This window comes from Sphaerisporangium rhizosphaerae, from assembly GCF_042665155.1.
Classification (GTDB): Bacteria; Actinomycetota; Actinomycetes; order Streptosporangiales; family Streptosporangiaceae; genus Sphaerisporangium; species Sphaerisporangium rhizosphaerae.
Genome location: NZ_JBHTCG010000015.1, coordinates 113,590 through 126,482, shown reverse-complemented (window position 1 = coordinate 126,482; position 12,893 = coordinate 113,590). Strand labels below are relative to the sequence as shown.

Here is a 12,893-nt window from a genome sequence, read left to right as displayed (position 1 = left end):
ACAGGCGTATGGCTCAGCTACGACCGCTGACCCTTGGGGCCGATCACGTGGTTGGACGGTGCAGGGTGCGCAGGACGTCGAACTCGTTGCCCTCGGGGTCGGCCATGACCACCCAGCTCCGGTCGGGGCCCTGTCCCACGTCCACCTTGGAGGCGCCGAGGCCGAGCAGCCTGGCCACCTCGTCGTCGGTACTGCGGTCGATCGGGCTGACGTCGAGGTGGAGCCGGTTCTTCACGGTCTTGCCCTCGGGCACCGGGATGAACAGCAGGGTGGGCGGCATCTGACGGGCCCGGACCTCCTCGACGGTCGGCTCCCAGGAGCCGATCTCGACCGTGCCGTCGCTCCGGTCGATCACCTTGAAGTCCAGCACCGCGCACCAGAAGGCCGCGAGCCGCTCCGGATCGTGGCAGTCGACGACCAACTCGGTGAACCTACTGGTCATAACTCCCCCAGACAGTGCGGACGGTGGATCAGTCTATTGGGGCCGCTCAAGCCGACCGGCGCGCCTCCGGGTCGCGTCACGGGAGCGAACCCACATCTGTGCGGGCCCCGGCCAGGAACTCATGCTGCGGACCTCTGAGGTGGTCCCACATCGAACCCTCGGCCGCGATCTGCTCAGGCAGGCGCCATAGGACGTGGTCCACCGCACTCGCGTAAGCCCGAGCGAGCTGGTACATCTGAGGGCTGAACAGGACCTCGATCATCCGCTCGGCCACCCAGAGACGGTCGATGATGTTCCGGGCCGCCGCGAACCATTCAGGCGTTCCGGCGGCATCCCAGTCGGGGGCCTGATCTCGCTCCTCGGCGATGCGAATACCTGCCTGCGTGATCGCGATGAACTCGCGCAGCAGTTCCAGCCGCTCCGAGCGTCGAGCCTCGGCCCGCTGAGCCGCTTGCCGCTTCTCCTCGTTCCTGGCGGCAAGTCGCACGGTGGTGAACTGAGCCAGATACGACAGCAGCCCGCCTAAGATCACACCGAACAGCGAAGCCCAGACCTGCATCTCCATGGCAGTTGTGTATCAAAACCCCACAGGTCCCAACCGGCTGATCACGGAATCGGTGCACGTTCCCGGGCTACAGCAGATGGCTGACAAGGAGCCGGAGAGGTCTGTGGGGAGGTGTTCGCCGTGATCGATGGCATGCGGTGAGATGTCCCGTCCGAGGCCCTGTGGGCACCCCTGCCCCTGCGCCCGGAATTCCGGTTGCGCGGGCGCGAGAGGGCGTGGGAGGGTCGGACGCGTTGGGATGTGCAGGTACACGGTGAGGAATGAAGTCCATGGTTTCGGCGAGCCTTAGTGGCCGCCGTCGGCGCTGATCGGGTTCTCTGCCAAGAGCACCTTCAGTGTCCGCGTCCGTCTTGCGGCGGCCCCACGTGCGGTGTCCGACACCGCTCCATCTCCTTGTGCGGAGATGGCCCCGGCCCGAGGCCGGGTCTGACAAAGCATGCGGCTCCCGATCGCGGGAGCGCGCTTCACCATGTCATCTACGTGAGGTCATCATCACCGTGGGCACCAACGTCCAGAGTTTCGCCGTCGCCAACCTCCGCCGCCGTCCCGTGGTCGTGGAGGTCGGTGGCTTCGTCGTGGGGGTCGACCCCAGCACCACCAGCCCATTCATCAACTACGCGACCCCGTTGCCCGGTGCTCGGCCCACCGGCCGGGACGTCGCCGCCTTGGTTGGCGCGTTCCGTGAGCGCGGTCTCAAGCCGCGGCTGGAGTTCGCGCCGGACGCCGCGCCCGCCGTGGAGTCCGCGCTGAGCGAGGCTGGATTCACCGTGGAGGAGGTCCACGAGTACCTGGTCTGCACCCCGGCCACGCTGACGATGCCGCCGGCACTCGGTGAGCTCGCATCCGCGTCGACGTCCACGTCCGCTTCGGCATCCACATCATCCGCATCCACGTCGGCATCCGCCTCGGCATCGGGAACCGCATCCGCGGCCACGTCGGCAGACGCGCAGTACGGATGGTTCCGTGTGGAGAGTCCCGATACGGACGCGGAGTACAGGGCGATCGACGCGGCGTTGGCCGAGGCGTTCAGCGGCGTGTTCGCGTCGTCTCCGGAGGGGGCTGCGCGGCTGCGTCGTACCGAGGACGATGGCGGGGCGGTGCGGTTCGTCCGGGCGTCCGAGGGCGGCTGCGCCGGCGCGGCCATGTGCTCCGCGCCGGCCGAGGGGACCGCCGAGCTGGCGGGCGTGGGGACCCGTCCCGCCTTCCGTGGCCGAGGCATCGCGGCCGCGGTCACCGCCGCGCTGGCCGAGACCATGTTCGCCCGCGGGGCGCGGTCGGTGTGGCTGGAGTACTCCGGTGACGGCTCGCGCCGCGTCTACGAACGCGTCGGCTTCCGCCCCGAAGGCACCCGCCTCTACATGTCCCTCGAGGTGATCGAGGAGGCCGGCCGCCCGGCCGATGGGTGACACATCGTGCCGGCCGGTCACCCGGCCGGCACGAGCGTCGGCGCTACGGAAGCGGCGGGCTGACCAGGCGGCGGGTGGTGAATCACCTGCCGACGGGCCGTCCAGCAGAGCTCAGAGCGGGCGGATGGATCGACGCTCAGACGGGAGCTTACGGACAGTGAGTTCAGACAGGCATGGCCAGCCCCTCGCAAGCGATCTTCGTCGAAGCAGTTTGACTGCTTGTTTAGTTCATGCAGTCATCGCGGGCGTAGGATGTCTACATGAAGTCTTCTTCGCAACATCGCGCGATCTATGCAACGCCTTCCCTGACCACTGAGGACCGCGCGGTGCTGGCCGAGATCCATCAGATGCGCAAGCAGCTTCGGCACGTGCTGAAGACCCCAAAGCGTTGGGAGGGCGGCTTGCGTCGATCTGCGCTTGCTCGCGCTATCAGAGGATCAAACAGTATCGAAGGCTATCAAGTCGCCGAGGATGATGCCGCAGCCGCTCTCGATGACGAGGAACCGATCAGTGCCGATGAGCGCACTTTTCTTGAAATTCAGGGTTATCGTCACGCTCTGGGCTATGTGCTCGCAATGGGCGAAGATGACTACTCAACCTTCGACGCTACCGAGATTCGCGCAATGCATTACATGATGCTACGTCATGATCCAACTAAGTCACCCGGCCGCTATCGCAAAGGCCCGGTATTCGTGCATGATGAGCGCTCGGATATGGTGGTCTACGAAGGCCCCGATGCGGACGACGTGTCGGCACTCATGGATGCACTCGTCGAAAGCCTTCACTCCAATTCGGACATCGATCCCGTCGTACGGTCGGCGATGGCACATTTGAATCTAGTAATGATTCATCCATTTCGCGACGGGAACGGGCGTATGGCTCGCGCCCTCGCAACATCTGTACTGACGAGGTCAGACATCGGCGAGCCTGAGTTCTCTAGCATCGAAGAGTGGCTTGGAGCGAACACTGAAGACTACTACGCTGCCCTTGCTCTCACCGGTCAGGGCTCATGGCAGCCACGCGACGATGCACATCTTTGGATCTCCTTCAACCTCCGCGCCCATCACATGCAAGCTCAGACGGTGGCTCAGCGAGTTGAAGAGGCTGGAACTACATGGATCGAACTCGACGCCCTCATCTCGGAGCACGCGCTTCCCGAACGCGCGATCGAGCCGATGTTTGAAGCTGTCTTGGGCTATCGGGTGCGGCGGGCGGGCTATCTGAAGCGTACGGGTGTTGAGGAGCAGACTGCTACCCGTGACCTGGCAGCCCTCGCTGGCTCCGGACTCCTTATACCACACGGCAATGGAAGAGGGCGTTATTACACAGCCGGCGAGCCACTCCAGCAAATACAGCAGGGTCGGCGAGCAAGACGGAAGCCGCTCAGTGATCCCTACCCTTGGATGCGACCGCGACTTGCGGAAGCCCCCTGAGTCTCATCCGACTCAGCCCTATCGCGCCGAGTCGTGATGTCTCGCGGCATGTCGGCGGACGCCCCCCGTCCGGGGCGTCTTCACTCTGACGCAGAGCGATTGCCGACACGGCCGCTCAGTCCAATTGGGCGAGGTTGAAGGGGCGTGCCACTCAGGCGAGCGGAGCTACGGCCTTCGACAAGGGGTGCGCTAGCGGTAGTAGCCCTCCACCGGGACGCGGGCCTCGTCGAAGAGGGCGGGGCCTTCGGCGGGGGCGTCGGTGAAGGCGGTGCCGGGCGGCTTGAGGGTGTCGAGCTGCTCGCCGGACAGGGCGTAGACGACCCGGCCCAGGCCCGAGCGGGCGATCGCGCCGGCGCACATGCCGCAGGGCTGGCAGCTGGTGTACATCGTGGTGGCCGCCGCCGTTGCCGGGTCGAGCTCGCGGGCGGCCCAGCGGGCGAGCTTGAGCTCCGGGTGGGCGGTGATGTCCCGGTCGGTGAGGGAGGTGTTGTGGTCCTCGGCCAGGATGGCGCCGTCCGGGCCTGCCAGCAGCGATCCGAACGGCGGGTTGCCGCCGGCGCGTGCCTTGGCGGCCAGCTCGATGGCCCGGCGCAGCAGTTCTTCGTCCTGGTGTGTCATGGTCAGTCCTCCACGGTCTGTTCGGTCGTGGTCCACCGGCTCGCCACGGTCGCGAGGGCGTGCCAGGCCCGCTCGGGGCGCAGGGTCTCGTCGGGGTCGCCGTCGAACGGGTCGAGGACGACGGTGGTGGCGCCCAGGTCGCGCAGTTCGCGAAGGTCCTCGTCGATCTGGTCGGCGGTTCCCACGCCTGCGAGACGGTCGGGGGAGGCGACGGGCATGTCGGTGACCTGAAGAGCGATGCGCGGCACCAGCTCGGGAACCGGACGTCCCTGCTCGCGGGCGAACTCCCGAATGCGTTCCAGCGCCCCGCGCAGCCATGGCATGGTGAAGCGCAACGGGTGCCACGCCTCGCCGAAGCGGACGGCCCGGCGCATACCGGCGTCGCTGTTGCCGCCGACCCAGATGGGGATGCCCGCCGCCTGGTAGTCCTCCTCGTTCTCCCAGGCGGCGCGGATGGCGCGCAGGTTCTCGTCGGTCAGCGCGCCGCGCCGCTCGTAGGGCACGTCGAGGGCGGCGAACTCCTGCCGGGCCCAGCCGACCCCCACCCCGAGGACCAGCCGTCCGCCGCTGAGCTGGTTGAGGTTGGCGGCCATGCGGGCGGTCAGCAGCGGGTGGCGGTAGGGGAGCAGCAGCACCGTCGTGCCCAGCCGGATCCGGTGGGTGATGCCGGCCAGCCACGCCAGCGTGGTGAACGGCTCGTAGAACGGCGGCGGGTACTGCTCGGCGACGTCCGGCGTCACCACGAGGTGGTCGGAGACCATGAGCAGGTCGAAGCCGAGGCCCTCGACGGTCTGTGCCCACTGCCGTAGCGTTCCGGGGTTGGTGCCGGGGCCGAAATTCGGGACGTTCACGCCTATTCGCACAGCTTAAGGCTAGCCAGCCGCCATGATCGCAGGAAGGGACTGTTCCCGGCGTTGGAGCCGTTCAGCCGGGATATGTGCCGGTATATTCGGCGAATGGCCGTGAATCTTGATGCGACCGACTGGTCCATCCTGGCCGAGCTCCAGCGCGACGGCCGCGTACCGCTCACCGAGCTGGGGCGCCGGGTGAGCCTGAGCGCCTCCGCCGTGACCGAGCGGGTGCGGCGGCTGGAGGCCGAGGGCGTCATCACCGGATACCGGGCCGAAATCGACCTGCCGAAGGTCGGCCTCGCCGTGCTGGCCGTGGTGCGCCTGAAGTACCCCGGCAGCCGTCACGAGCCGCTGCACCGGATGCTGGCGGAACGCCCGGAGATCCTGGAGTGCCTGCGCACCACCGGCGAGGACTGCTACACGCTGAAGGTCGCGGCCACCTCCATGGTCCACATGGAGAAGGTCGTCGACGAGCTGGCCGGCTTCGGCAGCACCACGACGAACATCGTCTACAGCCACACCCTGCCGTACCGGGGCCCACGGACGCCCGGTTCCTAGGTTCGCCTCGCGAAACGGGCGGTGCCGGCGGTGGGACGTGCGCTCGGACCGGGGGTTCCGGCGGCGGGACGTGCGCTCGCGGGACGGGGCGTGAACTCGTCCCGGGGGTTGTGGAGAGACATGGGCGACACATCCCCCACGGGAAGGCCGGCTCGATGCCATGGTGCCGACGATGACCGCACCCCCCACCGCAAGGAGCGTCCTGGACTCGGACCTGATCGCCGAGTCCAGAGGACGACCGGAGGCGTTCGCGACGCTGTTCGACCGCTACGCCGCGATGCTCTACCGGTACGTCTCCCGCCGGCTCGGCCCCGAGGTCGCCGAGGACCTGGTGGGCGAGACGTTCCTCATAGCGTTCGGCCGCCGGGACCACTATGACCTGGCTTATCCCGACGCGCGGCCCTGGCTGTTCGGCATCGTCACCAAGCTGGTGTCCCGGCACCACCGCGCCGAGGCGGCCCGCTACCGCGCCCTGATGCGCAATCCCGTGGACGCCGTCGTGGAGGGTCACGCCGAGCAGGTCGCGAGCGAGGTGACCGCGAGAGCGTCCAGGTCGGTGCTGGCCCCGGCGCTCGCGGGGCTGTCCCAGGGCGACCGTGACGTCCTCCTGCTGATCGCCTGGGGGGACCTGTCGTACGAGGAGGTCGCCCACGCGCTCGGCATCCCGATCGGCACGGTCCGCTCGCGCCTCAACCGGGCCAGGCGCAAGGTGCGCGCCGTCCTCGGCGACACCAACCCCATGCACGAGCAGGAGGAGGACCGATGGACGAGCTGAGGGTGCTGCGCGACTTCGGCCGCGACCTGGAACACGAGCCCCCTGCGACGCTGGCCGGGCAACGCCGCCGGCTCCTCGATGTGATCGCCGCCGCCTCCGAGACGTCCTCCGATCGGGCCCCCACGGGCGCCACCCCTGACCGGGCCCCCTTCGGACGGCGCGAGCGATGGGCGGCACTCGCACGGCCACGGCGCGGGGCGGGGTGGGTGGCGCTCGCGGGGGCCGCCGCCGTCACCGCCGCGCTGGTGATCGTGCCCACGGTGCTGCTCCGCGGCGCCACGCCCGCCGGGACGACCGTGTCCGCGCCGACCTGGGACCGGCCCGCGAAGCCGGGCGGCGGCGCGCTCAACGTGCTCGTCGTGGGCTCCGACCAGCGGCCGGGGCCGAAGGGCATGCCCGCCGGCTCCCTCGGCGAGCGGAGCGACGTCATGATGCTGGTGCACGTGGCGGCGGACCGTAAGAAGGTCCAGGTGATCAGCCTGCCCCGGGACTCCATGGTCCGCATTCCGGCGTGCCGGTCGCGGTCCGGTCAGGACATCCCCGCACGCACGGACATGATCAACCAGGCGTTCGCCGCCGGGGGACTGAGCTGCGCCTGGAAGACCGTCGAGAGCACCACCGGGGTCCGCGTCGACCACGCGGTGGAGATGCGCTTCTCCGGGTTCAAGGACATGATCGACGCGCTCGGCGGGGTGGAGGTCACGCTGCCCACGGCGGTGAAGGACCCCAAGTCCAAGCTCGACCTGCCCGCCGGCCGGCAGTTGCTCAGAGGCGAGCAGGCGCTGGCGTACGTGCGGACCCGTTACGCGCTCGGCGACGGGTCCGACATCTCGCGAATTCGACGGCAGCAGGCGCTCCTGAGTCCTCTGCTGGACCGGGTGCTGGCCAGCGTCGACGAACCGGACAAGCTGCTACCGCTGTTCCAGGCCGCGCGGAGGGCCTTCACCACCGACGTCGACATGGACTTCGACACCTTCCTCACGATCATGCAGGGCGTTCGGGCGAACGGCGCCGGCTCCGTCCGGATCATGATCATGCCGGTACGTCCCTACCCTGCCGACCGCAACCGCCTCGAATGGCTCCAGCCGGACGCCGCCCGCCTGTTCGCCCAGCTCAGAACGGACTAGACGAATCCGGCGAACCGCCACCCCGGACCGGCCTCCGGGGCGGCGGACTCCGGCGGGGGATCGGTCAGGGGGCGACGCCGTTCAGAACGGGGATGAGGTGCTCCTCCTCGTAGTCCAGGTGGGCTTCCAGTTCGGCGGTGAGCCGTTCCACGTCGGCGAGCACGGAGGCGGTGTCGGGGGCGGTGGCAATAGCGGTGCCGGGAACGGTGCCAGGAGCGGTGCCGACGGCGGTGCCGGGAGCGGACCCCTCGCCCGAGAGCAGGCTCTGCAGCTCGTCCAGCAGCCGCTTGATCGTCTCGTGCTCCTCGCGCAGCCGCGCCAGAGGCGAGGCGAGCTCCGGATGCCGCTCGCCGAGGGTGGGGAGCATGTAGGTGTCCTCCATCAGGTGGTGGTGGTGGAGCCCCTGGCAGACGGTCAGGCAGTTGACGCGCAACTGCGCCCCGAGGCTCCGGCCCGACGCGGCGACCTCCTTGCGGATGAGCGCGAGCTCCCGCCGGAAGGCGTCGTGGACGGCCTTGAGGAAGTCGCCCGGCGCGCCGGAGGGGGGAGGCGGGCCGAGGGGGCGCAGGGCGACGACCGGGATGATCCGGGAGGTCTTGGCCTGGTAGGCGGCCCATCCCGGGTCCGCCTCGGTGGCGCGGGCGAAGATCTCCTCGCGTTCCTCCCCTTCCAGGACGACCGCGTCCGCCTCGTAGGTGAAGATCCCGTTCTCGACGGTGACCCGTGGATGGGCGAGGAGGTTGTGGTACCAGTCGGGATGCTTCGGACTGCCGGCGGCCGAGGCGATGATGACCAGCCGCTCGCGGTCCGGCAGGTAGGCGACCGGGGTCGTATGACGGGCTCCGGTTCTGGCCCCTGTCGTGGTCAGCAGGAGGAGCCGCGCGTCCTCGAAGGGGGCGCCCACTTTCCCGCGGTTGGCGCGGAACTCATCGATGATCTTTTGGTTCCAGTTTTCGGGCATGGTCAGATCTGCTCCTGGCGTGTTCGGGTCCGCGGACGCGCCGCGGCGATTACTCGTCCGCGGTCGCGCCGCGGTGGTCTACGGTCCGCGGCTGCGGCCCGACGACTTCTGGTCTGCGGTCGCGCCGCGGTGATGGGTGAACGGCCGGTGTCCGGCGGGCCTGGGGCGGATCCACGCGCGACGCGCCGCCGTACGCCCGTGCTGGGAGGACACCGGACGACGGTGGAGCGGACGTGCGGAACCGCGTCGGCACGCGGCGCACTGCTGTGGCCGTACTGGGGGTGGAACGGCGTGACGTCACCGCGCGTGGTCGGGCCGCCGGAGCGGCGCATCCGTCACCGGGCGGTCAGAAGCGAGGGCGACTCTCCGAGGGAGGCGGGTTTGTGCCACCCAAAGGAGTTCTGTGCCGCCGGAAACGGCTCTGGACCGCCGGAGGGAGCTTGTGCCACCGGAGGAGGGGACGACGCGCGGGCGCGACGCGATGATCAGGCGCGGCCTGTGGAGTAAGAACTCACGACATCATCCCCTATAGGTCGGGTGCCGTCCTGCCCGTCGCCTTCACGGTCGACGTCACAACGACACGCGGATCATTACAGGCCGTCCCCGCAAACCCTGTCAACCCCCACCATCAATCTCACACCGGCACAAGCACCATGGCCCACATCCCCACCGCCCACCGGCGTCGGCCTCACCGCACCCCCATCCGGCCGCCGCGGCGCCGTCAAGGTGTCCATGTGGGATGCGGTGTGACGCTGATGTGGCGCGCGCGATACCGGGCTCACCGCACTTCCAGTTCGCCGCCGCGGCGCCGTCAAGGTGTCCATGTGGGATGCGGTGTGACGTGGGGCACGCGATGCCCGGGCCGGCCGCACCCTCATCCCGTAGCCGCGGCGGCGCCGTCGAGCTGTCCACAGGGAATGGCGGTGTGGGGCCGATGTGCGATGGCGGGCCGATCGGCCTGGGCGGACGCTGTCGTGGCTTCCGCCGTGTGGCCTTAGGGAGGACATGGTGGACGGCGGGAAAAGGAGGTAGATCCTTTACTGTTTCGGCACGCCATGATTACTGTGCGCGCTAATCTGTGCACGTTGTGTAATGGCCGTCCATCGGGGGTCCGTCGCAGTGGCTGTTCGTGTGGTCTTCATCGGTGGGCTGGGGCGCAGTGGGACGACGCTGCTCGAGCGGCTGCTCGGCGAGATGCCCGGCGTCACGCCGCTCGGCGAGGTCGTTCATCTGTGGGAACGCGGTGTGTGCTCGCGCGAGCCCTGCGGATGCGGTGAGCCGTTCACCTCGTGCGCGTTCTGGCGGAGGGTCGGCCTGCGCGCGTTCGGCGGGTGGTCCCCAGGCCTGGCCGATCGAGTGCTGACCCTGCGGCGCCGGGTCGACCGCACGCGACACATCCCCGCGCTGGCTCGCCGCCGCTGCCGGGTCGGTCTCAGCGGGTACACCCGGGCCTACACGCGCGTCTACGAGGCGGCCGCGCAGGTCGCCGCCGCCCCGGTCGTGGTCGACTCCAGCAAGCACGCCTCGCTCGCTTTCTGCCTGAGCACCTCCCCGGTCGTCGATCTCAGCGTGGTGCACCTCGTCCGCGATCCCCGGGCGGTCGCGCACTCGTGGGACCGGCGGGTGAGCAGGCCCGAGAACGGCGCCCGCATGACCCGCTGGCGGCCGTGGCGCACCTCCCTTCACTGGGTCGTGCAGAACCTCGCCTTCGAGCTGCTCGCGCGGCGCGGCGGCAGGGTGATCCGCGTCAGGTACGAAGACCTGCTGGCCGATCCGCGCTCAGTGCTGGGCGCGTTGCTCGCCGATCTGCGGCTGGACGGGGGCGACCTGCCCTTCCTGCGTCCTGGGCTCGCCGAACTGTCCAAGTCCCACACCTGCGCCGGCAACCCCATGCGCTTCAGGGCCGGCCCGCTCCAACTCGCGAGGGACGACTCCTGGAGTGACCACCTGGCCTGGCGTCACCGATGGCTCGTCACCGCGCTGACCTGGCCGCTCATGCTCCAGTACGGCTACCGCGTACGCGATCGGCATGCCGCGGAGCCCGTGCCCGAGCCCGCGGCCGGCCCGTGGCTCACCACCGGCGTCACCGCCCAGGAGTGCCGATGAGCCCGTCGGTCGGCGTGGTCGTCCCCACCCGCGGTGACCGGCCCCGGCTGCTCCGCGCGGCGGTGGCCTCCGTGCTGGCGCAGACCCGCCCCGAGGCCGCGGACGTCATCGTGGTCGTCGACGGTCCCGCTCAGGTGCGGGCGGTCGCCCGACAACTGTCCGACGGCGCACCCCAAGCGACGCCGTGCACGGCCCAGGCCGCCGAGGATGCGGTCCAGGTGGCGGTTGATCGGCCGGGTCCTGGGGTTCCGGGGGCGGGTGACCGTGGTGCGGTCCGAGTCGTGGTCAATCGGCCGGATCTTGCGCTGTCGGGATCGGATAGTGGTGCGGTCGGGGTGGTGGCCAATCGGTTGAGTCCTGGGCTGCCTGGGGCCCGTAACACCGGCATCGCCGCGTTGGACACCGATCTGGTGGCCTTCTGCGACGACGACGACGTGTGGCTTCCCGGCAAGCTGACCGCCCAGCTCGCGGCGCTCGACGCCGACCCGGACGCCGAGTTCGCCGGGTGCGCCATCGAGGTCGAGTACGGTTCGCGCCGCGTCGTCCGCCTCGCCGGCACCGACCAGGTGACCAGGCGGCATCTCACCCGCTCCCGCATGGTGATGGTGCACTCCTCGACCTTCCTGTTCAGGCGCGGCTCGATCTGGCCGGACGAGAGCGCCCCCGGCGGGCAGAACGAAGACTGGGACCTCGCCCTGCGCGCCGTCGGCCGCCACCCGATCGCCTACGTCGACCGGCCCCTGGTACGGGTCCGCTGGGGCGGTTCCGCGTACGCGACACGGTGGGCCGACCGCATCGCCGGCCTGGAATGGATGCTCGCCCGTCATCCTTACCTGGCCGCCGACCCGCGCGGAGCCGCGCGCATCTACGGCCAGCTCGCCTTCCACCACGCGGCGCTCGGACGCCGTGCGGCCGCATGGCGGTGGGCGCGCCGCGCGTTCGCCGCCCGCCGGGGCGAGCCGCGCGTCCCCATAGCCCTCGCGGTCGCCTCCGGCCTGGTCCCCGCGCAGACCATGCTCGGCCTGCTGCACACCCGAGGGCACGGCATCTGATGACGCCCCGCACACTTCCCGGTCACCCTCTTGCCGCAGACATCGCGGACGCCGCCGGAGGCCCCGGTTCGGTGGCCATCGCGGGAGCCGCCGGTTCGGCGGAAACCGCCATGTCCTCAGGGGCCGCCGGAGCCGTCGGCGGTGCCGTTGGCGCGGGGCTCGGCGGCCGGGCGCGGGTCACGGTGGCGGGGGTCACGGTCGACACGCTCACCGAGGAGCAGGTGGTCGAGCATGTCGTCACGGCCCTGCGGCAGGGGCGGGGCGGGCACGTCGTGACCCCGAACGTCGACATCTGCCGGGCCTGCTCCCGCGACCCCGAGGTGCGGGCCATCGTCGAGGGCGCCGACCTCGCCGTGCCGGACGGCATGCCGCTGGTCTGGGCGTCCAAGCTGCTGGGCACCCCGGTGCCCGAGCGCATCACCGGGGCCGATCTGATCTGGTCGCTGTCGGCGGCGGCCGCGTCCGCCGGGCTGTCGGTCTACCTCGTCGGAGGGCTTCCCGGCGTCGCCGTACGCGCCGCCGAGGTGCTGAGCGACCGTCATCCGGGGCTGCGCGTCGCCGGGGTGGTGTCGCCTCCGTTCGGGTTCGAGACCTCGGCGGAAGGGCTCGCCGCCGTGCGGGAGGCGTTGCTGCGAGCCCGTCCCGACCTGGTGTTCGTGGGTCTGGGCTTCCCCAAGCAAGATCGCCTTATCGGCCTGCTCCGCGCCGACCTCCCCCACACGTGGTTCGTCGGCTGCGGCTCGGCCATCGGGTTCGCCGCCGGGGCGGTGCGGCGGGCGCCCGAGTGGATGCGGCGCTCCGGCCTCGAATGGCTGTTCCGCCTGGCTGCCGAGCCCGGCCGGCTCGCCCGCCGTTACCTGGTCGACGATCTCCCCTTCGCGCTGCGCCTGCTCACTTCGTGCCTCCTCCGGCACGCCGCCCGCAGGCTCAGGCCAGACCGCTAGAACGCGTCTGACGATTCGAGGTGGCGGAGCCGACGCGTCAGGGCTCCGATGGTGG

General features: G+C 70.0%; 13 protein-coding genes. 8 read left to right on the top strand and 5 right to left on the bottom strand.

Annotated features, from left to right (window positions below):
• Positions 1-43 precede the first annotated feature (43 nt).
• Entirely contained in the window at positions 44-442 is a 399-nt protein-coding gene (locus ACFQSB_RS22645) for a VOC family protein (protein ID WP_354927556.1), read from the bottom strand.
• Positions 443-518: 76 nt separating this feature from the next.
• Positions 519-1,007 (bottom strand): hypothetical protein, encoded by a 489-nt coding sequence (locus ACFQSB_RS22640; protein ID WP_380828891.1) that lies wholly within the window; start codon positions 1,005-1,007, stop codon positions 519-521.
• A 497-nt stretch (positions 1,008-1,504) separates the two neighbouring features.
• Here ACFQSB_RS22640 and ACFQSB_RS22635 point away from each other — a divergent pair, with 497 nt between their 5' ends.
• Together ACFQSB_RS22635 and ACFQSB_RS22630 are read left to right on the top strand one after the other, a co-directional pair.
• Positions 1,505-2,413, top strand: coding sequence for a GNAT family N-acetyltransferase (locus ACFQSB_RS22635; RefSeq protein ID WP_380828890.1), 909 nt, complete (start codon positions 1,505-1,507; stop codon positions 2,411-2,413).
• Between the two features lie 260 nt (positions 2,414-2,673).
• Positions 2,674-3,846: a Fic family protein gene (locus ACFQSB_RS22630; protein WP_380828889.1), complete on the top strand. Its 1,173-nt coding sequence runs from the start codon at positions 2,674-2,676 to the stop codon at positions 3,844-3,846.
• A gap of 189 nt (positions 3,847-4,035) precedes the next feature.
• Here ACFQSB_RS22630 and ACFQSB_RS22625 read toward each other — a convergent pair whose 3' ends face one another.
• Both ACFQSB_RS22625 and ACFQSB_RS22620 read right to left on the bottom strand, forming a co-directional pair.
• On the bottom strand, positions 4,036-4,464 hold the full coding sequence (locus ACFQSB_RS22625) for a nucleoside deaminase (protein ID WP_354839833.1): 429 nt from the start codon (positions 4,462-4,464) through the stop codon (positions 4,036-4,038).
• Positions 4,465-4,466: 2 nt separating this feature from the next.
• The gene (locus ACFQSB_RS22620; RefSeq protein ID WP_380828887.1) at positions 4,467-5,327 is read right to left on the bottom strand and encodes an LLM class flavin-dependent oxidoreductase; all 861 of its coding nucleotides are present in this window, start codon (positions 5,325-5,327) and stop codon (positions 4,467-4,469) included.
• 93 nt (positions 5,328-5,420) lie between these two features.
• Here ACFQSB_RS22620 and ACFQSB_RS22615 point away from each other — a divergent pair, with 93 nt between their 5' ends.
• From ACFQSB_RS22615 to ACFQSB_RS22605, 3 genes are all read left to right on the top strand, one after another.
• The gene (locus ACFQSB_RS22615; protein ID WP_354927542.1) at positions 5,421-5,873 is read left to right on the top strand and encodes an Lrp/AsnC family transcriptional regulator; all 453 of its coding nucleotides are present in this window, start codon (positions 5,421-5,423) and stop codon (positions 5,871-5,873) included.
• Between the two features lie 172 nt (positions 5,874-6,045).
• Positions 6,046-6,648 (top strand): RNA polymerase sigma factor, encoded by a 603-nt coding sequence (locus ACFQSB_RS22610; protein ID WP_354839842.1) that lies wholly within the window; start codon positions 6,046-6,048, stop codon positions 6,646-6,648.
• Entirely contained in the window at positions 6,636-7,775 is a 1,140-nt protein-coding gene (locus tag ACFQSB_RS22605) for an LCP family protein (RefSeq protein WP_380828886.1), read from the top strand. Before ACFQSB_RS22610 ends, ACFQSB_RS22605 begins: the two co-directional genes overlap by 13 nt.
• Positions 7,776-7,839: 64 nt before the next feature.
• On the opposite strand, the gene ACFQSB_RS22600 is transcribed toward ACFQSB_RS22605, so the two are convergent.
• On the bottom strand, positions 7,840-8,736 hold the full coding sequence (locus ACFQSB_RS22600; RefSeq protein WP_380828885.1) for a nitroreductase/quinone reductase family protein: 897 nt from the start codon (positions 8,734-8,736) through the stop codon (positions 7,840-7,842).
• A gap of 1,119 nt (positions 8,737-9,855) precedes the next feature.
• On the opposite strand from ACFQSB_RS22600, the gene ACFQSB_RS22595 reads away from it, so the two are divergent.
• From ACFQSB_RS22595 to ACFQSB_RS22585, 3 genes are all read left to right on the top strand, one after another.
• The gene (locus tag ACFQSB_RS22595) at positions 9,856-10,842 is read left to right on the top strand and encodes a sulfotransferase (RefSeq protein WP_380828884.1); all 987 of its coding nucleotides are present in this window, start codon (positions 9,856-9,858) and stop codon (positions 10,840-10,842) included.
• Complete coding sequence (locus ACFQSB_RS22590) at positions 10,839-11,894, top strand: glycosyltransferase family 2 protein (RefSeq protein WP_380828883.1); 1,056 nt, start codon at positions 10,839-10,841, stop codon at positions 11,892-11,894. The genes ACFQSB_RS22595 and ACFQSB_RS22590 overlap by 4 nt, the downstream gene beginning before the upstream one ends.
• 110 nt (positions 11,895-12,004) lie before the next feature.
• Complete coding sequence (locus ACFQSB_RS22585) at positions 12,005-12,838, top strand: WecB/TagA/CpsF family glycosyltransferase (protein WP_380828882.1); 834 nt, start codon at positions 12,005-12,007, stop codon at positions 12,836-12,838.
• The last annotated feature ends 55 nt before the right edge of the window (positions 12,839-12,893 follow it).

Excerpts from the sequence above, each read along its gene's own strand:
- ACFQSB_RS22645 (WP_354927556.1), bottom strand. The coding sequence starts at position 442 with ATGACCAGTAGGTTCACCGAGTTGGTCGTCGACTGCCACGATCCGGAG.
- ACFQSB_RS22600 (WP_380828885.1), bottom strand. The coding sequence starts at position 8,736 with ATGCCCGAAAACTGGAACCAAAAGATCATCGATGAGTTCCGCGCCAAC.
- ACFQSB_RS22640 (WP_380828891.1), bottom strand. The coding sequence starts at position 1,007 with ATGGAGATGCAGGTCTGGGCTTCGCTGTTCGGTGTGATCTTAGGCGGG.
- ACFQSB_RS22590 (WP_380828883.1), top strand. The coding sequence starts at position 10,839 with ATGAGCCCGTCGGTCGGCGTGGTCGTCCCCACCCGCGGTGACCGGCCC.
- ACFQSB_RS22585 (WP_380828882.1), top strand. The coding sequence starts at position 12,005 with ATGTCCTCAGGGGCCGCCGGAGCCGTCGGCGGTGCCGTTGGCGCGGGG.
- ACFQSB_RS22630 (WP_380828889.1), top strand. The coding sequence starts at position 2,674 with ATGAAGTCTTCTTCGCAACATCGCGCGATCTATGCAACGCCTTCCCTG.
- ACFQSB_RS22615 (WP_354927542.1), top strand. The coding sequence starts at position 5,421 with ATGGCCGTGAATCTTGATGCGACCGACTGGTCCATCCTGGCCGAGCTC.
- ACFQSB_RS22605 (WP_380828886.1), top strand. The coding sequence starts at position 6,636 with ATGGACGAGCTGAGGGTGCTGCGCGACTTCGGCCGCGACCTGGAACAC.
- ACFQSB_RS22625 (WP_354839833.1), bottom strand. The coding sequence starts at position 4,464 with ATGACACACCAGGACGAAGAACTGCTGCGCCGGGCCATCGAGCTGGCC.
- ACFQSB_RS22610 (WP_354839842.1), top strand. The coding sequence starts at position 6,046 with ATGACCGCACCCCCCACCGCAAGGAGCGTCCTGGACTCGGACCTGATC.